General features: G+C 73.4%; 23 protein-coding genes. 15 read left to right on the forward strand and 8 right to left on the reverse strand.

What is annotated here, in order from left to right:
• From AB0C87_RS11035 to AB0C87_RS11055, 5 genes are all read right to left on the reverse strand, one after another.
• Nucleotides 1-2,682: an O-antigen ligase family protein gene (locus AB0C87_RS11035; RefSeq protein ID WP_360577229.1), complete on the reverse strand. Its 2,682-nt coding sequence runs from the start codon at nucleotides 2,680-2,682 to the stop codon at nucleotides 1-3.
• Nucleotides 2,679-3,899 carry a glycosyltransferase gene (locus AB0C87_RS11040; RefSeq protein WP_360577230.1) on the reverse strand — a complete coding sequence of 407 codons (1,221 nt, stop codon included), beginning with the start codon at nucleotides 3,897-3,899 and terminating at the stop codon, nucleotides 2,679-2,681. Before AB0C87_RS11040 ends, AB0C87_RS11035 begins: the two co-directional genes overlap by 4 nt.
• Nucleotides 3,896-5,044, reverse strand: a complete 1,149-nt coding sequence (locus AB0C87_RS11045) for a DegT/DnrJ/EryC1/StrS aminotransferase family protein (protein ID WP_345181614.1) — start codon at nucleotides 5,042-5,044, stop codon at nucleotides 3,896-3,898. Before AB0C87_RS11045 ends, AB0C87_RS11040 begins: the two co-directional genes overlap by 4 nt.
• Nucleotides 5,045-5,048: 4 nt before the next feature.
• The gene (locus tag AB0C87_RS11050) at nucleotides 5,049-6,374 is read right to left on the reverse strand and encodes a hypothetical protein (protein WP_360577231.1); all 1,326 of its coding nucleotides are present in this window, start codon (nucleotides 6,372-6,374) and stop codon (nucleotides 5,049-5,051) included.
• Between the two features lie 110 nt (nucleotides 6,375-6,484).
• The gene (locus AB0C87_RS11055; RefSeq protein WP_179846292.1) at nucleotides 6,485-7,138 is read right to left on the reverse strand and encodes a response regulator transcription factor; all 654 of its coding nucleotides are present in this window, start codon (nucleotides 7,136-7,138) and stop codon (nucleotides 6,485-6,487) included.
• Between the two features lie 262 nt (nucleotides 7,139-7,400).
• Between AB0C87_RS11055 and galE the strand changes: the two genes are divergently transcribed.
• Nucleotides 7,401-8,405 carry a UDP-glucose 4-epimerase GalE gene (gene galE / locus AB0C87_RS11060; protein ID WP_360577232.1) on the forward strand — a complete coding sequence of 335 codons (1,005 nt, stop codon included), beginning with the start codon at nucleotides 7,401-7,403 and terminating at the stop codon, nucleotides 8,403-8,405.
• 189 nt (nucleotides 8,406-8,594) lie between these two features.
• Here the strand turns inward: galE and AB0C87_RS11065 are convergent, their stop codons facing one another.
• Entirely contained in the window at nucleotides 8,595-9,218 is a 624-nt protein-coding gene (locus AB0C87_RS11065; RefSeq protein WP_360577233.1) for an NAD(P)H-binding protein, read from the reverse strand.
• A 100-nt stretch (nucleotides 9,219-9,318) separates the two neighbouring features.
• On the opposite strand from AB0C87_RS11065, the gene AB0C87_RS11070 reads away from it, so the two are divergent.
• The 7 genes from AB0C87_RS11070 to AB0C87_RS11100 all read left to right on the forward strand — a co-directional run bounded on the left by AB0C87_RS11070 (nucleotide 9,319) and on the right by AB0C87_RS11100 (nucleotide 14,276).
• Nucleotides 9,319-9,705: a helix-turn-helix domain-containing protein gene (locus AB0C87_RS11070; RefSeq protein ID WP_345181605.1), complete on the forward strand. Its 387-nt coding sequence runs from the start codon at nucleotides 9,319-9,321 to the stop codon at nucleotides 9,703-9,705.
• Nucleotides 9,706-9,726: 21 nt separating this feature from the next.
• Nucleotides 9,727-10,197 carry a hypothetical protein gene (locus AB0C87_RS11075; protein WP_360577234.1) on the forward strand — a complete coding sequence of 157 codons (471 nt, stop codon included), beginning with the start codon at nucleotides 9,727-9,729 and terminating at the stop codon, nucleotides 10,195-10,197.
• 5 nt (nucleotides 10,198-10,202) lie between these two features.
• Nucleotides 10,203-10,778: a GNAT family N-acetyltransferase gene (locus AB0C87_RS11080; protein ID WP_360577235.1), complete on the forward strand. Its 576-nt coding sequence runs from the start codon at nucleotides 10,203-10,205 to the stop codon at nucleotides 10,776-10,778.
• 38 nt (nucleotides 10,779-10,816) lie between these two features.
• Entirely contained in the window at nucleotides 10,817-11,395 is a 579-nt protein-coding gene (locus tag AB0C87_RS11085) for a PadR family transcriptional regulator (RefSeq protein ID WP_345181599.1), read from the forward strand.
• Nucleotides 11,382-11,999, forward strand: a complete 618-nt coding sequence (locus AB0C87_RS11090; RefSeq protein WP_345181598.1) for a GyrI-like domain-containing protein — start codon at nucleotides 11,382-11,384, stop codon at nucleotides 11,997-11,999. The genes AB0C87_RS11085 and AB0C87_RS11090 overlap by 14 nt, the downstream gene beginning before the upstream one ends.
• Before the next feature lie 151 nt (nucleotides 12,000-12,150).
• Nucleotides 12,151-13,698, forward strand: coding sequence for an MFS transporter (locus tag AB0C87_RS11095; RefSeq protein WP_360577236.1), 1,548 nt, complete (start codon nucleotides 12,151-12,153; stop codon nucleotides 13,696-13,698).
• 8 nt (nucleotides 13,699-13,706) lie between these two features.
• Nucleotides 13,707-14,276, forward strand: a complete 570-nt coding sequence (locus AB0C87_RS11100) for a TetR family transcriptional regulator (protein ID WP_345181594.1) — start codon at nucleotides 13,707-13,709, stop codon at nucleotides 14,274-14,276.
• An 81-nt stretch (nucleotides 14,277-14,357) separates the two neighbouring features.
• On the opposite strand, the gene AB0C87_RS11105 is transcribed toward AB0C87_RS11100, so the two are convergent.
• Complete coding sequence (locus tag AB0C87_RS11105) at nucleotides 14,358-15,521, reverse strand: cytochrome P450 (RefSeq protein ID WP_360577237.1); 1,164 nt, start codon at nucleotides 15,519-15,521, stop codon at nucleotides 14,358-14,360.
• Between the two features lie 151 nt (nucleotides 15,522-15,672).
• On the opposite strand from AB0C87_RS11105, the gene AB0C87_RS11110 reads away from it, so the two are divergent.
• The 6 genes from AB0C87_RS11110 to AB0C87_RS11135 all read left to right on the forward strand — a co-directional run bounded on the left by AB0C87_RS11110 (nucleotide 15,673) and on the right by AB0C87_RS11135 (nucleotide 21,781).
• A complete protein-coding gene (locus AB0C87_RS11110) occupies nucleotides 15,673-16,332 on the forward strand; it encodes a TetR/AcrR family transcriptional regulator (RefSeq protein WP_345181590.1) in 660 nt (219 codons plus the stop codon).
• A gap of 66 nt (nucleotides 16,333-16,398) precedes the next feature.
• Entirely contained in the window at nucleotides 16,399-17,028 is a 630-nt protein-coding gene (locus tag AB0C87_RS11115; protein WP_360577238.1) for a LysE family translocator, read from the forward strand.
• Nucleotides 17,029-17,166: 138 nt separating this feature from the next.
• Nucleotides 17,167-18,390, forward strand: coding sequence for a helix-turn-helix domain-containing protein (locus AB0C87_RS11120; RefSeq protein ID WP_353833731.1), 1,224 nt, complete (start codon nucleotides 17,167-17,169; stop codon nucleotides 18,388-18,390).
• Between the two features lie 31 nt (nucleotides 18,391-18,421).
• Complete coding sequence (locus AB0C87_RS11125; RefSeq protein ID WP_345181583.1) at nucleotides 18,422-19,030, forward strand: TetR family transcriptional regulator; 609 nt, start codon at nucleotides 18,422-18,424, stop codon at nucleotides 19,028-19,030.
• Nucleotides 19,027-20,367 carry an MFS transporter gene (locus AB0C87_RS11130; RefSeq protein ID WP_345181581.1) on the forward strand — a complete coding sequence of 447 codons (1,341 nt, stop codon included), beginning with the start codon at nucleotides 19,027-19,029 and terminating at the stop codon, nucleotides 20,365-20,367. The genes AB0C87_RS11125 and AB0C87_RS11130 overlap by 4 nt, the downstream gene beginning before the upstream one ends.
• A complete protein-coding gene (locus tag AB0C87_RS11135) occupies nucleotides 20,357-21,781 on the forward strand; it encodes an aminotransferase class V-fold PLP-dependent enzyme (protein WP_345181578.1) in 1,425 nt (474 codons plus the stop codon). The genes AB0C87_RS11130 and AB0C87_RS11135 overlap by 11 nt, the downstream gene beginning before the upstream one ends.
• Nucleotides 21,782-21,793: 12 nt before the next feature.
• Here AB0C87_RS11135 and AB0C87_RS11140 read toward each other — a convergent pair whose 3' ends face one another.
• Nucleotides 21,794-24,580: a hypothetical protein gene (locus AB0C87_RS11140; RefSeq protein ID WP_345181576.1), complete on the reverse strand. Its 2,787-nt coding sequence runs from the start codon at nucleotides 24,578-24,580 to the stop codon at nucleotides 21,794-21,796.
• 214 nt (nucleotides 24,581-24,794) lie between these two features.
• Between AB0C87_RS11140 and AB0C87_RS11145 the strand changes: the two genes are divergently transcribed.
• Complete coding sequence (locus AB0C87_RS11145) at nucleotides 24,795-25,376, forward strand: RNA polymerase sigma factor (protein WP_345181573.1); 582 nt, start codon at nucleotides 24,795-24,797, stop codon at nucleotides 25,374-25,376.
• Nucleotide 25,377: the final 1 nt, after the last annotated feature.

Raw genomic sequence — 25,377 nt, forward strand, 5'->3', positions numbered from 1 at the left:
TCACCCCTTGTCTTCGGGTGCGGGGGGCGGCGGCGCGGCCTTCCCGACGCGCCGGAACAGGACGAGCAGCGCCGCCGTCGTGGCGACGAACGAGATGGACGTGGCGACCGCGGCGCCGACCGCGCCGTGCGCGGGGATCAGCACCACGCCGAGGACGACGACGACCGCGAGCCCGATGCCCTGCCCCGCGGACGCGGCGCCCGGCCGCCCGACCCCGTACAGGCAGGCCATGACGAGCCCGGTGACCCCGAAGGTCACGACGCCGGCGAGCCGGACGTAGGTCGGCACGACCGCGTCGTCGAACACGTCGCCGAAGATCCACGGCAGCGCGGTCCCGGCGATGAGGGCGAGCGGCAGCGCGGCCAGGGCCGACACGCCGAGCGCGGGCAGGATCAGGCGGGACGTCCGTTTCATCGCGGTGTCCCGGTCGTCCTTGGCGAAGTCCGGGTACAGGATGTAGTTGACCGCGAGGCCGGGGAGCTGCACGAGCTCGGCGAACTTGCTCGCGACCGTGTACACGCCGAGCACCTTCGGCCCGGCGAGCGCGCCGAGCAGCGCCATGTCGAACCGCAGTTGCAGCAGGTCGATGAGCTGGCCGAGGTAGCCGCGGAGCCCGTACCCGGCGATGGACCGGCCGAGCCGCCGGTCGGGGCGCCCCCACCCGGCGAAGAACCCGCGCCGCGCGAGCCGCCGGGCGATCCACGCGGCGGCGGCGACGTCGGCGAGCACCAGCCCGCTGACCAGCGCGCCGGGCCCGTACCAGCCGGTGAGGAGCACGAGGTAGATCGGCAGGAACACGAACTCCTCGACGGCGATGGCGAGGCTCGCGCCCGGCTGGTCGCCGGTCCCCTGCAGCAGGCCCTTGCCGACCGAGACGAAGCCCTGCGTGAAGGACGGCGCGGCCGCGGCGACCGCGACCCACAGCCCGAACGACTTGAAGAACACCAGGTAGACCAGCGGGCTGAGCGCCAGCCAGCCCGCACCGGAGATCGTCGCGCCGATCACGGTCAGCCACGCCAGCGTGGGCCGTACCCGGCTCTGGTCGTAGTCGTTCCGGGCGAGGAAGTACGGCGCCGCGCCCGGCAGCCCGGCGCTGGACAGCTGGCACAGCAGCCCCGGCAGGATCCGGACGAGCGTGAACGCGCCGACGAGCTCGGGCCCGCCGATCCGCGCCACCAGGATCGTCGCCACGCCGAGCGAGGCGAGCGCGCCGACCCGTCCCGCCACGTTCCCCGCGACCAGCGTCAGCAGCCTGCGCCGTGCGTTTCTCCCGCCGCCCTCCGGTTCGGGAGTTCGGGGCGGCGGCACGGCGACCGCCGCACCGTTCAGGTTCGGCGGGGGGCCGGGCATGGCCGATGAGACGGCGGGCGTGCTCGCCCGCGGCCGGAGACGCCGGCGGACGGAGGAGTCGCCGCGGCGTCCGAAGAGGTCGAGCGCGGCGATCAGCCCGAAGATCGCCCAGCCGTGGCGGTAGTGGAGCGTCTCGTAGAACAGGCCGGAGACGAGGAAGACGGCGACGAGCGCGCCGAACAGCTCGGGACGCGGGACGAGCCGCGCGTACTCGCCGGTCAGCGCGTCCCGGCGGGCGATCCGCACGCACTTCAGCAGCAGGACGAAGACCAGCGCGATGAGCGCGACGCCGCCGAGGAAGCCGCGCTCCAGGACCGCGGCGACGTAGTCGTTGTGCGCCTCCCGGACGTAGGTCTCCTGCCGCACCAGCATCTGGCGCTCGGTCTGGCCGGGCCCGATGCCCCACGGATGCGTCTGGTCGTCGATCATCTGGAGGGTGGTGGCGAGGACCGTGCCGCGCGAGTTCGTGCTCTCCCCGGTCGTCCGCCCGATGGAGTCGCGCAGGATCGGCGACGCCTGGCCGGCCTGGTCCAGATACGGCTGGACGTCGACCTGGGCGACGACCGCGACGCCGGCCCCGCCGACGAACACGGCGAACAGGCCGACGGCGATCGCGTGGTGCGCCCTGCCCTCGCGGACCAGCCGGAACAGGTGGCCGAGCAGGACCGCGACGCAGAGCGCGAGCAGCCCGCCGTTCGAGCCGGTGAGGATCTCGGCGGCGAGCAGGATCCCGCAGACCGCCCACCTCTTCCCCCCGGCCCCCGGATACCGGGTCGCGCGGGCGACGAAGAAGACGCAGATGAACCAGTTGGACGCGTAGTTCGCGTCGCCGAACGTGAACATCGCGCGCTCGCCGTCGATCTGCTTGCCGGACAGCGCCTCGATGCCCAGCACGAAACCGACGATCATGACGGCGGCGTAGCTCGTCCCGATCCACACGAACGCGCGGAGCGCCGCCCTCAGCAGCGCCGGGTCGCGGCCGAGGTTGGCGAGGCTCACCGCCCACAGCAGCACGAACATGTCCTTGAGCAGGGTGAGCGCGCCCGCCTCGTTGACGATGGCGGCGACCCCGCCCGCGATGATCGTCATCAGGGTCGGGACGAGGAACGGCCACCGGACCGGGTGCCCGCGGGTGCCCGCCCACACCAGCGTCGTCGCGATGAGCCCGACCAGCGCGAGGTCGGGCAGCCCGGTGTTGCCGGGGCCCGGCGGGAGGCCGCCCGGCATCAGCATCGGCAGCGAGGCGATGCCCGCGACCAGCACGGCGGCCGCCGGCCGCGGGCCGCGCCTCAGCGGCGGCGGCGCGGGCGGGGCCTCGATCACCGTGGTCATGGCCGGCGCGAGTCGCCTCGGTAGGTCTCGTCCAGGACGGTCCCGAGGTATCCGGGCGAGAACCACTCGCCGACCCTGGCCCGGGCCCGCTCCGCCATCCGCGCGGCGGCGGACGGGTCGTTCAGCAGCGCCGATATCCCGGCGGCGAGCCCGGCGGGATCCCCGGGCGGGACGAGCACGCCGGTCTCCCCGGCGAGCACGAGGTCCTGGTTGGACGGGACGGCCGTCGCGACCAGCGGGATCCCCGCCCCGATCGCCTCGACCAGCACGCACGGGAGACCCTCCCAGCGGCTCGCCATCGCCATCACGTCGAAGGCGGGAAGCACGTCGGCGACGTCGCCGCGGTGCCCGAGCCAGCGCATCCGCTCGCCGACGCCGAGCCTCGCGGTGAGCCGCTCCACCTCGCCCGCCATCGGGCCGCCGCCGACCCACAGCCCGAACACGTCGTCCGGAAGCCGGGCGATCGCCCTGGCGAAGATCTCCGGTCCCTTCTGGAACGTCAGCCGCCCGACCGACCCGACGACCCGCACGCCGAGCGGCAGGCCGAGGCGGCGGCGGGCCTGAACGCGGGAGCCGGGCGCGGCCGCGTAGGCGTCCACGTCCACGGCCGGCCAGGACAGCCGGACCCGCTCCGGCGTGGTCAGCCCGAGCCGCAGAGCCGTCGTCACCGTCTCCGACCCGATCGCGAGGAACGCGTCGGTGCGCTTCGCCGCCAGCCGTTCGAGGCGGATGTAGAGGTGCCGCCGGGCCCGCGACTGGAACTCGTTGAACGGGAACCCGTGCCACGTGTGGACGATGCGGGGGACGCCCGCGCGGGCCGCCGCGATCCGTCCGAGCACGCCGCCCTTCGCGCTGTGGGTGTGGACGACGTCGTACCGCCCCTCCGCCAGGACGCTGGTCAGTGTCCTCAGCGCGGCGAGGTCGTCGCGCGGGGACACCTGCGGTACCAGCGGCCCCACCTGGACGATCTCCATCCCGGCCGCGTGCGCCCGCCCGGTGAGGTCGCCGGCGGCGGCGTTGGCGACGGCCTCCTCCCCGTAGAGGACGCCGTCGCCGGTGGCGGAGGCCGTGCTGTCCATTCCGACGCCACCGGTGACGATCGTGCGCTGGTAGTCGCCGTCCGGCAGCGCCAGCGCACCGTTCAGCGCGACCTGGCCGGCGCCCCCGTTGAACCGGGTGATCACCGTGGCGACCCTGAGCTTGCGGGCGGTGCTCACGCGCTCCGGCTCCGCAGCGCCGCGGAGAGCGCGGCGACGACGCGTTCGACGCCGTCGGCCGTCAGCCCCGGATACAGCGGCAGCGACAGTAACTCCTCACCGACCCGGTCGGTCACCGGCACGCGCGCGCATTCCTCGGCGCCGAGGATCCGCCGGTAGGCCGTCATCTGGTTCGCCGGGATGAAGTGCACGGACGTCGCGACGCCCGCCGCCTCCAGTTCGGCGCTGACCGCGTCCCGGTCCGGCACCCGGACCTGGTAGAGGTGCCAGGCGTGCTGCACGCCGTCCAGGTCGCGCTGCGGCAGGACGAGACCGGGCAGCCCCCCGAGCTCCGCGTCGTAGCGGGCCGTGATCTCGGCGCGGTCCCGCTGCCAGCCCGGCAGCGCCGCGAGCTGCGCCCGTCCGATCGCCGCCTGGACGTCGGTCATGTTGGCCTTCAGCCCGACCGTCTTCACGTCGTACCGCCAGCTGCCGCCGGGCAGGTACCGCTTCCACGAGTCCTTGCTCATCCCGTGCATCCGCATCGCGCGGACCCGGTCGGCGAACTCCCCGTCGCTCGACGCCACCGCGCCGCCCTCGCCGATCGGCATGTTCTTGGTGGCGTAGAAGGAGAAGCAGGCCGCGAACGACTCCGACCCGACCGGCCTGCCGCCGCGTCCGGCGCCGGGACCGTGCGCCGCGTCCTCGACGACCTTCGTCCGGTCCAGGCCCGCCGCCGCGGCGAGCGCCGCGACGTCCACCGGGTAGCCGCCCTGGTTCTGGACGACCATCGCCGCGGGAACGGCGCGGCGGGCCGCCGCCGCGACCGTCTCGGGGCTCGGGACCAGCGTGTCCTCGTCGATGTCGACCAGCACGGGCCGGTGCCCCGCGTGCAGGATCGCGTTGATCGCGCCGCAGAACGTCAGGCTCGGCGTCAGCACCGCCGAACCCGGGGGGAGGTCCAGCGCCCGCAGGCACAGCTCCAGCGCGGCCGTGCACGAGGAGACCGCGACGACGTGCGCGGCGCCCAGATGATCGGCGAACTCCTGCTCGAACGCGGCCGTCTGCGGCCCCGTCGTGATCCAACCCGAGTCGAGCACCTTGACGACGGCGTCGGCGGCCTCACCGGACACCGACGGAACCGTGAACGGAACGGACGTACTCATCTGGTCACCCCTTGATCTTCCGGGCCGCGCCGACGACGCCGAGCAGCGGCCAGCCGGACGCGGCGACCAGGTCGCGGACGGTCTCCAGCCCCGCCGCCCTCGTCACCGGACCGACCACCACGACCACGCCGACCACGTCGTCCGAGCCCGGATCGATCTCCTCGAACGCGTGCACCTGGCAGAGCCGGCGCACCGGGACCGCCTTCTTCGCCATTACGGCGGTGCCGGCACGGACCACCGACGTGCTGCTCTTCCCCTTGCCGGACCCGCCGCCGGCCGGCGGCGTCCCGCCCTTGCCGTCGCCGTCGCCTTCGCCGTCCGGGGCGTCGTCTCCGGGGCGGGCCGTGACGACCTTCGTGCCGTCCCCGTAGACGGCGGACGCGACCGACGACACCACGCCGGCCGGCAGCGGGCCGGGCGCACCGACCAGCGCGACCCGTCCGACCCCCTCCTTCTTCACCGCGAGCCGGACGCGCCGCCCGAGGTCGGCGAGCTGCTCGGGCCCCCGGTCGGCCCAGCCGAGCAGCGGAACCCCGAGCCGCCGCGCGACCCGCCGCTGCCCCGGGATCGTGGGACGGGCCGTCTCCGTCACCACCGCGATCAGGATGCCGCCGACCAGCCCGACCAGCCCCGCGATGGCCGCCGTCATCACGACCGGGTTCGTGCGCGGTGCCAGGACCGCCGGCTGCACCACCGACGCCGTCCCGGCCGACGACAGCTGCGTCTGCAGGTCCGACCGGTTCGACCGCAGGTCGGTGAGCTCCGCCTGCACCCGCTCGCGCTCGTTGGCGGCGCCGATGTCGGGGTTCGGCTGCGCGCCCGCCCGCCGCGACAGCGGGCCGAGACGCTTCTCCAGCGTCCGAACGCGCTTGTCGATGTCGTCCATCTGCTGCCGGATCGCGCCCTGGTTCGACTCGTTGATCTCCTTGACGACCGCGGCGCCGAGCGCGTCGGTCAGCCGCCGCGCCACGCCCGGGTCGCGGTCCTTCACCGACAGCTCCACCACGGTGGACGTCCCGAGCCCGGTCACCCCGATCGCCTTCGCCGTCTTCACCGTCGACCGGTCGGCGTGCTGCTGCCGCAGGACCCCGCTCAGCAGGTTCTCGCTGGTCGCGAACGCCTTCACCTGGCTGACCACGATGGACACGCCCGCGTCCCCGGGGGCCGCGTCGGTCGCCCTGCTGCTCGCCTGCAACCGCGTCGCGGCCGTGTACGGCGGCTCCCGCCCGCTCATGGCGAGGCCGACCAGAACCAGGGGGAGGAGCGTCATGACCAGCAGGAGCGCCCAGTAGCTCCGGACCACCCGCGCGGCGACTTCGTCGATCTCCACGGTTCCCCCTCCGGCTCCGTCATGGCCGAGCGTAGGAAGCCGCCTGTCCGGAGGAATCACACAAATGACGACCCCGCTCTACGCCGTTTGCACCAGAGCGCGCCCCACGCTCAGTAGTCGTCCGAGGTCGGCCGCATGCCGGCGCGCATCGCGAGGGTGATCGCCTCCAGGGCGGAGTGCAGGTCGAGCTTGGCCAGCAGGTTCTGCGTGTGGGTGCGGACGGTGTTCGCCGACAGGCCCAGCCGCTCGGCGATCTCCGCGCGGCCGAGGCCGTCCACCATGCACTGCAGGACCTCGCGCTCCCGCGGCGTCAGCTCGGCGATCAGCCCGTCGCCACCGCCCTCGGTCAGCCTGCGCAGCACCTCGCCGAGCACGTCCGGGGGGATCCAGCCGCCCTGCCGCGCCGCGGACCGGATCACCCGGGCGACGAGGTCGGCGCTCTCGGTCTTCTCCACCCAGCCCACCGCGCCGGTCCGGACCGCCCGCACCATCGCGTCCACGTCGCTCATCGCGGTCAGCATGACGACCCGGACGTGCGGGTACCGCTTGCGGACCCGCTCCAGGACGTCCAGCCCGTTCTCCGTGTCCAGCGTCATGTCGAGGACGAGGACCCGCGGGCGCTCGGCGGCGGTCAGCGCCAGCGCGCGCCGCACGTCGGCGGCGATCGGGAGGATCACCAGATCGGGCTCGCGTCCCAGCCGTGCCGCGAGGGCCTCGGCGAAGAGCGCGTGATCGTCCACGATGAGGACACGGATCGGTTCCATGCACCGACGATGACCGCTGCGCGGGCCCGGCGGATCCTGCAAACGCTGTACTTCGTTTCGGCCGTCCGATTGCCGGAGCCCGGTTTGCGACCTCGCAGGACGAGTACTCGGGGGAAGGCTCGTGCGCGGACGCGGCCGGGCCCGGCCGGTTCACGCGAGTCCGGACCCGGTCACCTCGAACGCGGGACATTGACCGCCCGCCGCCGCCTGCTCATCCTGTGGCTGGAACTTCAGGGGACGCACTGGCCTGCAGGGATGCCACATGAAAGTGCTGATCACAGGGGGAGCCGGCTTCATCGGCAGCACGATCGCCTCCGCCTTCACCGAGCGCGGCGCCACTCCCGTGGTGCTCGACAGCCTCATCACCGGACGGCGGGAGTTCACCGACGGCAAGGTCTTCTACCAGGGCGACATCGGGGACGGGGACCTCATCGACGAGATCTTCCGCGACCACCCCGACATCGCGCTCACCGTGCACTGCGCCGCGCTGATCGTGGTGCCCGACTCGATGACGGACCCGCTGCGCTACTACCGGGTCAACCTGTCCAAGACCCTCGATCTCGCGGGCCACCTCGTCCGCAACGGCTGCGATCGGATGATCTTCGCGTCCACCGCGGGGATGTACCGCCCGGAGGCCGACCTGTCGGTCACCGAGACGTCCGAACTCGAACCGCAGAACCCCTACACCCGCTCGAAGATGATGGCGGAGCTGCTCCTGCGGGACTTCTGCGAGGCCTACGGGCTGCGCGTCATCTCGCTGCGCTACCTCAACCCGATCGGCGCCGACCCGCGCCTGCGCACCGGCCTGCAGAACAGCAAGCCCACCCACGCCCTCGGCAAGATGATCGAGTGCTACGCGACGGGCGTGCCCTTCAAGATCACCGGGGTGGACTGGGAGACCCGCGACGGCACCGCGATCCGCGACTACATCCACGTCTGGGACATCGCCCGCGCCTTCCACGCGGCCGCCGCCCGCTTCGACGCGATCATCCCGCCGGCCGGCGACCACGCCCGCTACGAAGTGATCAACCTCGGCACCGGCGACGGCGTCACCGTCCGCGAGCTCGTCGCCGCCTTCCGCGAGGTCGTCGGCGACTCCTTCCGGGCCGAGGACGCCCCCGCCCGCCCCGGCGACGTGGTCGGCGCCTACGTCGACCCGGCCAAGGCCTGGGACCTGCTCGACTGGAAGCCCGAGTACACCGTCGAGGACGCCATCCGCCACTCCCTCCAGTGGGCCGACCGCCGCCGCGGTCTCGACGTGGCCTGACCCACGAACTCGGTCCGTCCGGTCGCCCGTACCTTCCGCCGGGGCGACCGGACGGACCGCGTCTCAGTAGGTGGCGGAGCGCTCGTGCTCCGTGCCACCGCCTCGCCTGGGTCATGGCTGATCGGTGACCGGATGTTCCGCGTCACCTCGGCGAGCGTCCCTGATGCGGGCTGGGACAACGCGGACGGGCTACGCCTCCCGGATGCTGACCGCGGTCCGGCGGTGGCGGGGCGTCTCGATCTCGTCGAGCAGCGCGATCGCGAAGTCCGCGTACGTGATCCGGCTGGCCGGGTCTCCATGGTCGGCGACCCGGTACCCGCCGGTGCGGGCGCCGCCATGGTCGAAGTCACCCGCGGGAGCCACGTACGCCCAGTCGAGGTCGCAGGTCCTGAGCTCCTCCAGGCCCGCCGCGTGGCCGAGGTAGAAGGAGCGGTACTCGTCGGGGTAGCCGGGCTCGTCCATCAGGGGAGCACCGGACGCCCCCGGCATGATCGATGCGAGGCCGACCACCACCAGGCGGCGCACGCCCGCCTTCGCCAGGCCGGCGCCGAGGGCGCGAGCCGACGCGGTGAAGAAGTCGTGCGGCGGCACCGTCAGGTCCGCGGCGGCGCTGACGGCGGCGTCCTGCCCCGCGGCCGCCCGCTCGACGCTCTCCGCGTCCGTGACGTCACCCGCCACGACCCGCACGTCGGTCAGGTCACCGTGACTCGCGGGGTCGCGCACCACGGCGGTGACCTGGTGGCCGCGCCGGCGTGCCTCGGCGACCGCCTGCCGCCCGGCCCGTCCACCCGCACCGAAGACCACGATGTTCATGAGCGACCCTTTCACCAGGGCCGGAGCTCCTGTGCCCGACCGCTGCGCGGACGCTATCGGGGGCCGTGGTTACCGCCTGGATACCGGCTATCGTGAGGCCATGAGGGAACCCCTGCCCGCCGACATGTTCGACGAGCTGTGCCCGTCCTCGCTCAACCCGATCCGGTTCGGTGACAAGTGGGCCGGGCTCGTCATCCGCTGCCTTGAGAACGGGCCCCGCCGGTATTCCGAATTGCGCGTGCCGCTCAGCCGCGTCACCCCCAAGGTCCTCACCCAGTCGCTGCGGTCCCTCGAACGCGACGGCCTCGTCAAGCGCACCGTCTACGCCGAAGCGACGCCGCACGTGGAGTACGAACTGACTTCGCTGGGCCGCAGCATGCTCGAACCGATGGCGGCCGCCTGCGCCTGGGCGGAAGAGCACTGGGACGAACTCCTGGAAGCCCGCGAGTCGAGCACCCTCACGTCCCACCTCGACCGCGCCGTTTAACGCACTGTCACCGGAGGGGCCGTGCTGAAGAAATTGCCGGATGGTCTGTGGGCCACTCCGTATGTCGGTGCGCGCTTTCCGGGGTCACCTCTGGTGACCGACCGGCCCGGGCTCGCCGACGGGGCCAACTGCCAGCTGTTCGCTTATGAGGTGCTCAGGATGTTCGGACTCGACCCGCCTGACCTGCGGTCGAGTGACCTCTGGGACGATGTGGAATTCACCGAGCGGGTGACAACGGCACGTCCTCTCGACCTGGTCCTGTTCAACGCCACCCGGAATGCGTGGGGCGCTCACGTGGGAGTCGTCGCCGGCGACGACCAGATCCTGCACCTGTGCGCCGAGGCCGGGCACCCCACCGTGTGGAGCTGGCAGGAGTTCGAGGCCCGGGATCGGTACCGGACCGTGGTCGGCATGAAACGGGTCGTGCGCCGCCTGCGGCCCCGTAGGTCTCCCGGCACTTTTGTGCGTCTCCAAGGCCCTCTGCCAGCATGAGGCCCATGCGCCACCCTCTTGACACGCTGGACTGGCCGGTTTCCACCGGCCGACTGCTGTTGCGCCGGGCCGCCCCCGACGACGTGGACGCGACCTGGGTCTACCGGCAACGGCCGGAGACCCAGGAATGGGTCACGGCGGCCACGGAGTCCCACGACGACTACCGTGAGCGTTTCCTCCGCGAGGACCGGCTCGCGGACCTGCTCATCATCGAACTGGACGGCCGGGTGATCGGTGATCTGACGCTGCAGGTCCAGGACGCTTGGGCCCAGGAGGAGGTCGCTGACCAGGCGAAAGGCGTCCAGGGAGAGCTGGGGTGGACGTTGGACCCCTCCTACGGCGGCAAGGGCTACGCCACCGAAGCGGTACGCGCCCTCATCGACCTCTCCTTCGGGAGCCTTGGCCTGCGCCGCCTGCACGCTGAGTGCTTCTACGACAACGAGGCTTCGTGGCGGCTGATGGAGCGGGTGGGGATGCGCCGCGAACAGCACACGGTGAAGGACTCTCTCCACCGCACCAAGGGATGGCTCGACGGTCTCTCCTACGCGCTCCTGGCCGAGGAGTGGCCCGCTCCCCAGTGACGGACCGCAGCGCTTTATTCTAGCGCTAGAGTAACTCCGTGGCCGCTGACCTGACGCCCGCGGAGTTGACGCTGCTCGGCCTGCTCGTGGAGAAGCCGAGGCACGGCTACGAGCTGGACGACGTCATCGACGCCCGGGGCATGCGCGAGTGGACCGAGATCGGTTTCAGTTCGATCTACTACCTGCTGACCCGGCTCCGGGACCGCGGGCTGATCGCCGAGGTGGACGCGCCGCAGGGCGGCCGGGGGAAGGCCCGCCGGGTCTACGGGCCGACGCCGGAGGGGTACCGGGCCTGCGCGCGGGCTGCCGAGGCCGCGGTGGCCGAACTGCGGCCGGTGTTCCCGCCGCTGCTGGTCGGTCTGGCCAACCAGCCCGTCATCCCGCCCGAGCGCCTGCGGGCCGCGCTCGACCAGCGGGCCGCTGCCCTGGCGGAGAGGACGGCCACCATCAGGGCGGCCCGCGACGCGCAGCCTGACGTGCCCGACTTCGTCCGCGCCACCTTCGATTACGCGCTGGGCCAGTTGGCTGCCGAGCAGCAATGGCTGACCGAGTACCGGGCAGCCCTAGTCGACGACCGATCTCTTGAGAAGAAGGCAGACGGCAATGGACCGCTATGACGTCAAACGAGACCTCAAGCAGTGCTACGCGCCCAGGAACACCGACTGGGCGCTGGTCGACGTGCCCGCGCAGCAGTTCATCGCCGTCGACGGCAGCGGCGACCCCAACACCAGCGACGACTACGCCCGTGCCGTCGAGGCGCTCTACGCCGTCGCCTACACGATCAAGTTCGACAGCAAGGCTCTCGGCCGGGACTTCGTCGTCGGGCCGCTCGAAGGGCTGTGGTGGGCCGACGACCCGGAGGTGTTCGTCACCCGCGTCAAGGACGCCTGGCAGTGGCGCATGCTCATCAGCCAGCCCGACTGGATCACCGAGGACGTCATCGAGGAGGCCAAGCGGGCCGCGCTGGCGAAGAAGGGCCTCCCCGCGATCGCCGAGGTCCGTCGGGAGGCCCTGAAGGAGGGGACCTGCGCCCAGCTCCTGCACGTCGGGCCCTACGACGACGAAGGCCCCGCGCTCGCCAGGCTCCACCACGAGTACCTCGCCGCCAACGGCCTGCGCATGTCCGGGCCCCACCACGAGATCTACCTCGGCGACCACCGCCGCACCGAGCCCGCCAAGTTCAAGACCGTCCTCCGCCAGCCCGTCCAACCGGCGACCTGACGGAAGCGGCCTCGGGGTCCAGGGCGGCGGTTTCGACGGCCTGGTTCTTGGTGGTGAGGATCGCGAGGTCGCGGGTCTCGCCGGCGTCACAAGTTGAACCATGGTACAAGTAGTACGTTCGTTCAACTACTGACGACGGGGCGTGGTGTGCATGGAGCGGTCGGTGCGCGCAGGGTGGCGCGAGTGGGCGGGGCTCGCGTTGCTCGCGCTGCCGACCCTGCTGCTGGGGCTCGACGTGACGGCGCTCTACCTCGTCGTTCCGAGCTTGTCCGCGGATCTGGAGCCGACCGCGACGGAGACGCTGTGGATCATGGACGCCTACGGCTTCTTCATCGCGGGCTTCCTGATCACGATGGGGACGTGGGGGGACCGGGTCGGACGGCGCCGACTGCTGATGATCGGAGTGGCGGCGTTCGGCGCGGCCTCGGTCTTCGCGGCGTTCGCTCCGAGCGCGCTGTGGCTGATCGTGGCGCGGGCACTGCTCGGAGTGGCCGGCGCGACGCTCATGCCGTCGACGCTGTCGCTGATCAGCAACATGTTCGCCGACGTCCGGCAGCGGGCGCTGGCGATCGGCGTGTGGGCGACGATGTTCGCCCTCGGGATGGCGGCGGGTCCGGTCACGGGCGGTGCGCTGGTCGCCGGCTTCTGGTGGGGTGCGGCCTTCCTCGTCGCCGTGCCGGTCGCCGTGCTGGTGCTGGCCGGCGCGCCGGCGCTGCTGCCGGAGTACCGGACCTCCGGCGGCTGTCCCGACCTGCCGAGCGTCGGGTTGTCCCTCGCGGCGATGCTGCCGGTCACCTACGCGCTCAAGCACGCGGCGGTCCACGGCCTCGACGCCCGGGCATCGGCCGCCGTTCTCGTCGGCGGGGGCGCCGCGGTCGCGTTCGTCCGCCGCCAGTTGCGCCTGAGCGAGCCGCTGCTGGACATGAAGCTCTTCACCGGCCGGGCCTTCCGCGCGGCGCTGGCCGTCCTGCTGGTCGGTCTGGTCGGTTTCGGTGGGGTGATGTTCCTGGTCACCCAGTACCTGCAGTTCGTCGAGGGCCTCTCGCCGACGGCGGCGGGGCTGTGGATGGGGCCGCCCGCACTGGCGATGCTCGTCGGCGCCATCGGCGCCCCGCTCCTGGCCGGCCGGATGTCACCCGGCGTTGTCATGGCGGCCGCGCTGGCCCTGTCGCTGTCCGGATACGTGCTGCTCGCCTTCGCCGGGACCGGCAGCAGGCCCAGCGTGATCGCCGGATTCGCGTTCGTGTACCTCGGACTCGGCGTCATCGCCGCGCTCGGTACCGACATCGTCGTGGGCGCGGCGCCGGCGGAGAAGTCCGGATCAGCGGCCGCGCTCTCCGAGACCGTTCAGGAACTCGGCGTCGCGGTGGGAGTCGCGCTCCTGGGAAGCCTCACCACCGTGCTGTACCGGAGCGGAGTCGAGGCGCCCTCCGGGCTGACGCCGTCCGACGCCGACACCTACCGAGACAGCCTTTCTGGAGCCTCGTCCGTCGCGGACCGGCTGCCGCCCGCGGCCTTCGACGGCGCGAGGACCGCGTTCACCAGCGGACTCAACACCGCCGCCGCGGTGGCGGGCATCGCCGTGGCGGCCGCTTCGCTGGTCTGCTTCACGGCACTGCGCCACCTGCGGCCCCTCGGGGCCGCTGATCGTGAGGCGGAGCCGATAGCCTCGACGAGCATGAGCGGCGACGACGGGTGAGCACGAGGATGGCGGCTGAGCACGGCACCGTTGACGGGCGGAGAGCGCGCGGTGAACGCCGCAGGGCCCAGATCATCGAGGCGACCCTGGCGATCATCCGCCGGGACGGCGCCACGGGTGTCACCCATCGCGGCGTCGCCAAGGAGGCGGGGATCACCACCAGCCTCACCCTCTACTACTTCGCGACCTTGGACGACCTCCTGGTCGCGGCCCTGAGCAGCGTCACGGACGAGTACACCCGGCGCATACGCCGCCTCATCGAGTCCGACGACGACCCGGTCGGCGGTCTCGCCCGGCTCATCGCCGAATCCGCCGGTCCGGGCCGGGAGCGCGCCCTTGCCGAACGGGAGCTGTCTACTCTGGCCGCCCGCCGGCCCGCCCTGCGGCCGGTAGCGCGACGCTGGCGCGACAACGTCGCGGAACTCGCCCGAACGCAGACGGACGACCCGGACGCGGTCGAAGCCTTCGTCGCCGTGTCCGACGGCCTGTGCGCGGCCATCCTCCTCGACGACGACGAGGCCGATCCGGACCACATCCGCGCCGTCCTCGGCAAAGCGCTCCGGCGAACCGGCCAATAGCCCCTTCCCCGGCGAGGCTCGACCGGCGTCACGAGCGCCAGGTCCCGCGGCGGCCGGCCCTGGTTCCCTTCGCGTAGCCGGTCAGCGGGGCGTCAGGGTCACCGGGAATTCGGTCACGCCTCTGACGAAGGCGTTGCGGAGGATTCGGGGGCCCTCGTCGTCGGCCCATTCCGCCGTGTCCACGCGGGCTATGAACTCTTCGAAGAAGATCTGGAGTTCCAGGCGGGCCAAGGACGCGCCCAGGCAGAAGTGGGGGCCCAGGCCGAAGGCTAGGTGGTCGCCCGGGCGGCGGGTCACGTCGAAGACGTCCGGGGCTTCGAACACCGACTCGTCGCGGTTGGCGGAGCCGTACATCAGGAGGATCTGGCCGCCCGCCGGGATCCGCACGCCCGCTATCTCTGCGTCGGTGGCGGCGACGCGGCACATGTTGAGGATCGGGGTGGTCCAGCGGACGAACTCCTCGACGGCGTCCGGGATGAGGGACGGGTCGTCGCGCAGTTTCCGCCATTGCGCCGGATTCTGGATGAGGGCGTCCAGGGCGGTCGCGATGACCGTGCGGGTCGTCTCCGCGCCGCCGACGAGGAGGAGCAGGGCCTCGTGCGCGAGGTGCTCGTCGTCGTAGGCGGGCTGGTCCGGGCCCGCGTTCGACCAGATCGACAGCAGGTCGTCGGTCGGGCGGGCGCGGCGGTCCTTCGCCATCTCCAGCACCGCGAGGGCGTACTCCCCAGCGGCGATCGTCGCGTCGTCGGTGATGTAGCGCAGGCCGCCGCCCGCGTACACGGCCGTCGCCGACCAGTGGACGAGGCGCGGCCACATGTCCTCGGGGAAGCCGAGGAGCCAGCCGATGACGCGGGCGGGCAGGGGAGCGGCCAGCGCCGGGACGGCGTCCACGGTCCCCGCTTCCAGGGCCGCGGTGATGCAGTCGACGGCGGTCGACCGGATGCGGTCGGCGTAGCGGGAGACACCGCGCGGGGTGAAGCGCTGGTAGACCATGCGGCGCCGGTGCGCGTGCTCGGGGTCGTCCTGCCCGATCATCGAGGGGTCGGCCGGCAGTTGCGGGCGGTACCCGCCGGAGTTCGTCCACACCTTGGGGTTCCGCTCGACCGCGAACACGTCGGCGTGCCGCGCGACGCCCCACAGCCCGTTCTCCGCGTCGTGGTAGACGGGCGCCTCGGCGCGGAGCCTCGCGTAGACGGACCAGGGGTCGGTGGCGTACATCTCGCCGTCGAGAAGGTCGATGTCCATGGGCTCGCTCCTCGGGGGCGGGAGGGGAGAGACGTGAGTCGAGACTAGCGTCTCACCCAAGCAAGCGGTAGGTCTATCGTGAACCGGGACGCGCTGTCGGTAAAGGGGCATACGCCCGGGATTGGCGCGTTAGGGGGCGATGTACGGAAGAATGGGGAACGGTCACGGCGAGGCGGGCCAGGCGGAGAGGCAGGACGATTTGAGCGGCGAGGCGCGGTTCACCGTCACGCGGACGCTGAGCAAGGACCAGCAGGCGCGGCGCGAGCGCCTGATCGACTCGGCCCGCGAGCTCGCGCTGGAGGGCGGCTACCCGGCCGTCACCATGCACGACGTGGCCGACCGCGCCGGGGTCGCCCGCGCGACCGTCTACCGGTACTTCGCCACCAAGGACCACCTGCTCACCGAGGTGGCGGCGACGTGGGCGCACCGCGTCACCGACGACGTCGACGCGCTCGCCGTCGGCGACACCCCGCAGGAGCGCCTCACCGCGCTGCTGGAGCGCATCGTGTACGTCGCGGCGGCGGAGCCGACCCTGACGTCGGCGATCATCCAGGCCGTGACCTCGGACGACTCCAGCGTCGACGACGACCGCACCGTGCTGTTCCTGTTCCTGCGCGACCGGCTCTCGACGGCGATCGGCGACCCGGTGCCCGAGCGGGACGACGTCGAGATCGTCCTCGGGCACATCCTGCTCGCCGCGCTGATCAGCCTGGCGTCGCTGCGGCAGCCGGCCGAGGAGGTCGCCGCGATGGTCCGCACCGCCGGGCGGCTCGTGCTGGCCGGCGCGTTCGCCGCCCCCACCCCGAGCTGATTGGTCCATGATGCTCGACGGAGATTGGACCTAGAGGACGGGCCAATCCGGTCCTAGCGTGCCTCCATGACCAACCCGCTGCTGTTCCTGCTGGCCGCCCTGACGCTCGTCGCCATCCCGGGTCCGAACCACCTCTACATCACCGCGCGCAGCGTCGGGGAGGGCCGCCGCGCCGGGATCGCGTCCGCGCTCGGGGTCGAGACCGGCACGCTGGTCCACATCGCCGCGGCGGCGGGCGGGCTGTCCGCGATCGTCGCCGCGTCCGCGACGGCGTTCGGGTTCCTTCGTTACGCGGGTGCCGCCTACCTCGTCTACCTCGCGTACCGGGCGCTGCGCGGCCGCCACGACGCCGGCGAGCCCGACCTCGAACCGCGGCCGCTTCACCGCGTCTACCTGGACGGCGTGCTCGTCAACGTCCTCAACCCGAAGGTCGTGCTGTTCTTCCTCGCGTTCCTGCCCCAGTTCGTCGACCAGGACGCGGGCGCGGTGCCGCTGCAGATCGCGGTGATGGGGGCCGCTACCGCGCTGATCGGGCTGGCCGCCGACATCGTGTACGCGGTCGCCGCCGGCTCGATCGGGACGTGGCTGCGGGCCCGTCCCGCGTTCCGGCGCCGGCAGCGGTACGCGACAGGGCTGATCTACCTCGCCCTCGGCGTCGCGGCCGTGTTCGCCGCCCCGAGCCCCCGCCGTGCGTGAGGCTCGTTCCGCACGGCGCTCCGGTGGGACGCGGAGGGTTTGTCAGTCCGCTGACAAGTGACGCGGCGCAATGCGCGCCGCGTCGTGCAGCCTCCCGGGCCGGGCGTCGGTAGCTTCCGGAGCGGGAGGTGCGAAACGGTGACCACGAGCCTCGATCAGCGCTCGCCGCTGGAGCCCTGGGCCGGCGTCCCCCGCGAGCTGTCCACCGTGTTCCGGCCCCATCTGGACGCCCTCGCCGAGGAGATGATCGAGGAGATCCTCGCCGGGATCCCCGAGTACTCCCGCCCGCAGGACGAGGAGTACGCGCGCCTCGTCCGGCTGGCCGTCGAGGGTGCGCTGCGCCAGTTCGTCGACCTCATCATGGACCCGGAGAGCTCCTGGGAGCCGGTCGCCGCCGTCTACCGGGAGATCGGCTGGGCGGAGGCGCGCGAGGGCCGCAACCTGGACATCCTGCAGACCTCGCTGCGGCTCGGCGCCCGCGTCGCCTGGCGAAGGCTCGCCGCCGAGTCCGAGCGGTACGACATCTCCCGCCGCACCCTCGCCGGCATCGCCGAGGCGATCTTCGCCTTCCTGGACGAGATCGCCCGCGCCGCCACCGAGGGCTACACCAAGGCCCGCGAGCAGGAGGCCGGCGAGCTGGAGCACCGCCGCCGCCGGCTGCTCGACCTGCTGCTCGCCGAGCCGCCCGCCGCCCCGCAGGCCGTCGCCGACCTGGCCCGCCTCGCCCGGTGGCGCGTCCCGCGCACCGTCGCCGCCGTCGTCCTGTACGAGCGGGGGCGGCGGCCCTTCTCGCACCCGTCCCTGCCGCCCGACGTGCTCGCCGACGTCGACCGCCGCGAACCCTGCCTCCTCGTGCCCGACCCGGAGGGCCCGGGGCGCGGCCGGATGCTGGAGTCGGCGCTGCGCGACTGGGTCGCCGCGCTCGGCCCGACCGTCCGCACCGAGGACGCGGCCAGGTCGCTGCGCTGGGCCCGGGAGGCGCTGCCGCTCGCGCGCCGCGGCGTCCTGCCGTCCGACCGGCTGATCCGCTGCGCCGAGCACATGCCGGCGCTCGTCGTCTTCAAGGACGAGGAGCTGGTCCGCGCCGTCGCCGAGCTGCGGCTCGCGCCGCTGAAGGAGGTCCGGCCCCGGCACCGCGAGCGGCTCATGCGCACGCTGCTGGCCTGCCTGCAGAACGGGTTCAACGCCACCGAGGTCGCGAACCGGCTGCACGTCCACCCGCAGACCGTCCGGTACCGGCTGCACCAGCTGGAGGAGCTGTTCGGTGAACGGATGTACGAGCCGGAGCTGCGGCTGGAACTGGAGATGGTGCTGACCGTCCGGCTCTCCGGGCCCCCGGGGGCGGCTCAATCAAACGATTGACCGGGACGGTCGGAGCGCCTAGCTTGGGCGGATGAGCAGCACCGACTCCGGACGAGACCGGATCATCGAGGCCGCCACCCGGCTGTTCGCGGCCCTCGGCTACGACGGCACGTCCACCCGGATGATCGCCGAGGCCGCCGGGCTGAACGTCGCGACCGTGGCCTACCACGTCGGCGGGAAGCGCGACCTGTACCTCATCGTCATGGAGCGCGCCCACCGGGCCGAGCGGCAGGTGCTGGAGGAGGCCCTCGCCGAGATGACCCCGGACCTGGAGGGCGTCCTCACCCTCGTCGACCGGTACGTCGAACTCTGCATGGCGCGGCCCGAGATCCCCGCACTGTGGATGCACCGCTGGCTGTCGGACGCCGCCGACGTCGCGCATCTCGACGACGACTACGTCCGGCCGCTGATGGAGATCGTCAGCGGGGCCGTCCGCGGGGTCGTCGGTGAGGAGGTCGACCTCGACTTCCTCGTGTGGACGGTCGTCTGGTGCACGCACGGGTTCGGCTCCGGCGGCCTCCTCGACCAGCAGGGGAAACGCCGGAAACTGGACGACCCGGAGGCGGTCGCCCGGTTCCGCGCCCACATGCGCCGGACGGTCGCCGCGGCGATCAGCCCGCCCGCCGGCAGCCCCGGATGAGCGGTGCGCTGCCCCGGCGGCGGCTCCTCGGCTACGGCGTCGGCTCGATCGGCACCGGCGTGTTCTCCTCGGTCCCCGGCCTCCTGCTCCTCTACTACCTCACCGACGTCCTCGGCGTGTCCGCCGCGATCGCCGGGGCCGTCCTCGTGGTCCCGAAAGCCTGGGACGTGCTCCTCAACCCGGTCGTCGGCGCCGCCAGCGACCGCGAGGCCGTCCGGACAGGCCGCCGCACCCGCTTCCTGCTGCTGGGCGCGCTGACCCTGCCGGTCCTCTTCGCCGCGATGTTCGCCGTGCCGGTCGACTCGCCCGGGTTCGCGGCCGGCTGGGCCGCACTCATGTTCCTGCTGGCCGCCAGTGCGTTCGCGTGTTTCCAGGTGCCGTACGTGGCGCTGCCCGCGGAGATCTCCGGCGAGCCGTCCGAGCGGGGCCGGGCGATGGCGTGGCGGGTCGTCTGCCTGACGGTCGGCATCCTGGTCGCGGGCGGGCTCGCGCCCGTCCTGACCGGCGCCGCTGGGGGAGGGCGCGCGGGATACGCCCTGATGGGGGCCGTGATCGGGCTCGTCATGGGCGCGGCGATGGTGGCGAGCACGCTGGCCACCCGCTGGATCCCGTCCCGCCCGGGGCCGCACCCGCTCGGCCTCGCCGCCGCGCTGCGCACCGCGCGCGGCAACCGGCCGTTCTTCCTGCTGCTCGGCGCGCACGTCGGGAACACCCTCGCCGTCGCGATCATGCTGGCGGGCGCGCCGTACGTCGCGACGTACCGGCTGGACGACTACGGGCTCACCTCGGCGATGTTCGTCTGCATGGTCGCGCCGAGCGCGTTCGCGGTCCCGCTGTGGCGGTGGCTGGCGCGCCGGTACGGGGAGGTCGGCTGCTACGCGGCGGCGCTGGTGGTGTTCGCCGCGACCGGCGTCGCCGCCTACCCGCTCATCACCTCCACCGCCGGGGTCCTGGCCCTCAGCGCCCTGGTCGGCGTCTGCTACGCGGCCGTGCAGCTGCTTCCGCTGTCGCTGATGCCCGAGACCGTCCACGCCGACGCCGGGCGGACGGGCCACGCGCAGTCCGGCGCCTTCACCGGGCTGTGGACGGCGGCGGAGACGGGTGCGCTCGCCCTCGGGCCCGGCGTGTTCGCGCTGATCCTGGCCGCCTCGTCGTTCCAGTCCTCCGACCTCGACACCCCCGTCGTCCAGCCGGAGTCGGCCCTCACCGGGCTGACCGCCGGGTTCACGCTCGTCCCGGCCGCTCTGCTGCTGCTCAGCGTCCCCCTCCTGCTGGCCTACCGCCGGCAGGCCGCCGTCCACCGCCCGATCGAGGGAACACCGGAACATGCCGTCTGAACGCCTTCCCGAAGCCGGGCGCCCCGGCGCCGAACTGCTCGACGAACTCGCCGGTCTGCGGAGCGCCGACCTGCCCGTACGCGGCGGCCAGGTCACCGCCTACGTCTACGACACCGGGCGGGAGGCCGTGCACGACCTCGCCGCCACCGCCTACCAGGAGATGCTGGAGGTCAACTGCCTGGACCCGACGGCGTTCCCGAGCATCGTCGCGCTCGAACGACAGATCGTCGGCTGCGTCGCGGACAAGCTGGGCGGCGGCACCGGCGTCTTCACCAGCGGCGGCACCGAGTCGATCATGCTGGCGGTGAAGGCGGCGCGGGACGCCCGGCCGGTGGAGGGAACGCCGCAGATCGTCCTGCCGACGACCGCGCACCCCGCGTTCCACAAGGCCGCGCACTATCTCGGCCTTGAGGTCGTGCACGTTCCCGTCGACGACGCGTTCCGCGCCGACCCGGCCGCGACCGCCGCCGCGCTCACGCCCCGCACGGTGCTGGTCGTCGCGTCGGCGCCGTCCTATCCGCAGGGCGTCATGGACCCCGTCCCGGAGATCGCCTCCATCGCGGCGTCCGCCGGGGTGCCGTGCCACGTGGACGCCTGCGTCGGCGGCTGGGTGCTGCCCTGGCTGCGCGACGCCGGACGGGACGTCCCGCCGTTCGACCTGTCCGTGCCGGGCGTGACGTCCCTGTCCTGCGACCTGCACAAGTACGGCTACTCGCCCAAGGGGGCATCGGTCGTGCTGTTCGCGGACGAGTCGCTCCGCCGCCGCGCCTACTTCGCGTCCGCGGAATGGCCCGGCTACACCGTCATCAACGCGGGCGTGCAGAGCAGCAAGAGCGCCGGGCCGCTGGGCGCGGCGTGGGCGACCCTCATGGCGGTCGGCGCCCGCGGCTACCGCGACCTCGCCGCGTCCGCGATGGCGGCGGCCGAGCGGCTGGCCGCGGGCGTCGCCGGGATTCCGGGCCTGCGGGTGCTCGGCGAGCCCGCCGCCCCCCTCGTCGCCGTGGCCTCGACCGATCCGGCGCTGGACGTGTTCGTCGTCGCCGACGAGGCCCGCGCACGCGGCTGGTTCTTCCAGCCGCAGCTGTCCTACCAGGGCATCCCGCCGAACCTGCACTTCACGCTCACCGGAGTCAGCGACGTCGGCGCGCTCCTCGCGGCGCTCGCCGACGCGGTGAAGGCCGCCCGCGACGCCGGGCCGCCGGACGTCCCGTCCGGCCTGGTCGACGCGCTCGCCGGCCTGGAGCTCGACAGCCTCGACGACGCCGGATTCGCGGGGCTGCTCGCGTCGGTCGGCGTCGACCTCGCGGGCGGCGCGGAGCCCGAGATGGCCATGGTCAACGCCATCCTGGACGCCCTGCCGCCCGCCACCCGCGAGGCCCTGCTGATCCGCTTCCTGTCGGCGCTGTACGCGTGACCCCCGACGCGCCTAGCCGAGGCGCGTCAGCCGCTTGACGATGGACGGGGGCCGTCCCGTGCCGACCTCCACCGGCACCCGGGCGGCGCCCGCCTCCACGACACCGGCCTTCGTGCCGCGCGCGGGCTCGGCGGGCGGGTCGCCGTCGAAGCGGACGGGCACGGTGAGGCCGGGCCAGCCGACGACGTTCACCGGCGACGCGGCGGTCAGCGCCTTGCGGCCGCCGAGGCCGTCCTCCAGCCAGGCGACCCTCTGCCCGGGGCGCGCCAGCGGCACCGCGACCATGGCCTGCTCGGCCGCGACGAGGATGCCCTCCGCCGTGTTGACGGCGTCGGCCGCGCTGGGGGAGCGCTGCCCCATCACCGCGCCCACGATCAGGGTCTGCGTGCCGCCGACGTCCCGGCGCGCGGCGAACACGTAGTTGCCGCCCGCCGCGTCCGTGTACCCGGTCTTGCCGCCGACCACGCCGTTGCGTCCCAGGATGAAGTTGCCGCCCTGCCGCGGGGAGCCGCCGCCGTCCGGCACGTACATCCGGTTGTTCACGATCTCGGTGAACGCCGGGATCTCCATCGCCGCCCGCAGCAGCCTCACCTGGTCGGCGGCCGTGCTGACGGTGCCGGAGTGGTAGCCGCTCGGGTCGGTGTAGCGCGTGCCGGTCATGCCGAGGCGCTTCGCCGCGGCGTTCATCTTCGCCACGAACGCCTGGTCGCTCCCGGAGTCCCAGCGCGCCAGCTCGTGCGCCACGTCGTTCGCCGAGATGATGAGCAGGGCCTCCAGGGCCTTGCGCTGCGTCAGCCGCTGGTTCGCCGTGACTCCGAGCAGCGACTCGCCGCGCCGCTTGCGCGCCGGGATCTGCGCCGCCGCCTGCGGTGACACCGTCAGCACCGGCCCCGCCTCGCCGGACTTCAGCGGGTGGTCGTTCAGGTACACGTAGGCCGTCATCACCTTGGCGACGCTCGCCGTGGGCGTCGGCACCGCCCCGCCGGACGAGCCCATCGTCCCGACCCCGTCCACGTAGAGCACCGCCTGGCCCACCGCTGGCCACGGCAGCGCCGGGGCCTGGCCGGGGAAGGTGTGGCTCGACGCGAGGGTCATCCGCACCGTCGGGTCGGGCGGCGGCCGCAGCAGCTGCCCGGCCACGACCCCGGCCACGAGGACCAGCATGGCCGCGACGACGACGAGCCAGCGCCGCTTGCCCTTCCGCTTCTCCGCCTCGGCGGGCGCGGCCGGGTACGGCGGCTGAGCCGGTTGAGCCGGTTGAGCCGGTTGGACGGGCTGCGAGGGCTGTGCGGGTTGTGCGGGTTGTGCGGGCGATGCCGTCCCGTCCCAGGGCACGCTCCACTGGCCGGACGTCCGCGCCGCCGGAGCAGGGAGCGAGGCCTCCCAGGGGCCGCCCTGCGCCGACAGATCCGGCAACCGCTCGACCCGCGTAGGCCCGGCGGACGAGGAGGCGCCGCCGCGGACGTCGCCGGGCGCCTCCGGCCACATGGCCGGTGCGGCCGCGGCGTGGGGGCGTTCGATCTCGGGCGGCGCGGGAGGCCGGTGCGGGGCGGGCAGCGCCCGGTCGCTCCGCGTCTCCTGGGCGTCGCCGGGGCGTTCCCGGTGTTGCGGCGGTGCGGGCGCGGTGCGCGGGGCAGCGCCTTGGGGGTGCTCGGTCTCCGGGGGTGCGGCGCGCCGGGCGGGGGCGGGCGGCGCGGCGTTGGCGCGCGCCTCGTGGACGTCGCCCGGCGCCTGCCGCCCGGCCGGTGCGGGCGCCCTCGGGGGGCGTTCCCCCTGGGGAGGCGGCGCTTGCCGCGACGGAGCCACCGGCGCCGCGCCTGCACGGGGCTCGCGGACGTCGCCAGGTGCGCCCTGCTGCGCCGCCGGCGCGGGCGCGCCTTGCGGACGTTCGGCGTCGGGCGGTTCGGGGCGAGCCCGCCTGCCGCGCGGTCGGTGGACGTCGCCCGGGTGTTCCTGGTGTTGCGGTGGCGCGGGGACGGCGTGCGGAGCCCCGCCCTGAGGGCGTTCGGCGTCAGAGGGGGGCGCGTGCCGACGCCCCCTGGCGGGCGGAGCCGTGCCGGGGCCGGCCTCGGAGGCGTCGCCCGCCGCTTCCCGCTGTGCCTCCGGCTTGGGGGCGCCCTCGGGATGCTCGGCCGCGGGACGTATCGCGTGGCGTCCGCTGCTTCGGGGGGAGACGGCCGGAGGCGGGTCGTCGTCGGGCTTCGGCGGCGCGGCATGGCGCTGTCGCGGGGCGCTGCGCGGCTCGCGGGCGTCGTCGGTGCGCTCCTGCGGTTCCGCCGGTGCGGCGGCGGCACGGTCCTGCCGGGGCGCGGTGGTTCGGGCGTCGTCGTCCTTGGGGCGCTCTTCGGCCGGTGACTGCTCCGCAGGGGAGGAGGTGTCGTCCTCCTGGGCGGGCTCCTCATCCTGGACGGAGCGGGACGTGGGCCGCCAGGGCTCGGTCTCCGGGGGCGGAGCAGCAGCGGCGGAAGGCGCCTCCTGCTCGGGCTCCTCGTCCGGGGGAGGAGGCGTGAACTGGACGTACCAGGTGGGGCCCGCCGGCTTCTCGGCCGCCTCGTCGCCGCCCTCGTCGCCGCCCTCGTCCGAGGTCTCGCCGGCGGCCTCGTCCGCAGCCTCGTCCACGACCTCGTCCGCGACCTCGTCCGCGACCTCGTCCGCAGCCTCGTCGCCGGGCTCGTCCCGAGGCTCGGCGGGACGGCGGACGGCGATGTCCGGACGGGTCAGGTTGACCTTCACCGGCACGCGGAACTCGGCGGTTCCGTTGCGCGCCGGTTCCGCGTCGAGCTCGGCGTCGTCGCCCACGTGCAGACCCCCTCTGCTCGTCCCTGACAGGCGGCGGAGCGGTCCTGCCGACAACCCCGTGCGTATAGAGGATGCGCATTTTATCGGGAAGGTTCGCCAGGATCCGTATCGGCGCGCGCCGTGTCGCCGTGAACCTGGTGCGGGGTTCGCGGAGATACATCGCTGACAACGTCCCCCCACGGGAAGGCCCGGTGCGCATGCCATGGTGGCCGCGATGACCGTTCCCCCGACGGCTCGGGAGGGCGACGCCGATCTCGTCGAGAGATCGCTCGCCGACCCCGAGGCGTTCGCCGCGCTGTTCGACCGCTACTCAGCGATGATCTACCGGTACGTCTCCCGCAGGCTCGGGCCGGAGGCGGCGGAGGACGTCGTCGGGGAGACGTTCCTGGTCGCGTTCAGCAAGCGGAACCGCTACGACCTGGAGCAGCGTGACGCGCGGCCGTGGCTGTTCGGCATCGCGACGAAGCTGGTGGCGCGGCACCACCGGGCGGAGGCCGCGCGCTACCGGGCACTGCGGCGCAGCCCCGTGGACGGCCCCGTCGAGGGGCCCGACGACCGCGTCGCGGCCGGGGTGACCGCGTCGGCGACCCGCCCCGCGCTGGCGGCGGCGCTGTCCGGCCTGGCGCGCCGCGACCTGGACGTCCTGCTCCTGGTGGCCTGGGGCGACCTGTCCTACGAGGAGGCGGCGCGGGCGCTCGGCATCCCGGTCGGCACGGTCCGCTCCCGCCTCAACCGGGCGCGGCGCAAGGTGCGCGCGGCGCTCGGCGACACCGACCCGACCCGCGAGGAGGCGTGAC

The sequence above is a fragment of the Actinomadura sp. NPDC048021 genome (assembly GCF_040653135.1).
GTDB lineage: Bacteria > Actinomycetota > Actinomycetes > Streptosporangiales > Streptosporangiaceae > Spirillospora > Spirillospora verrucosospora.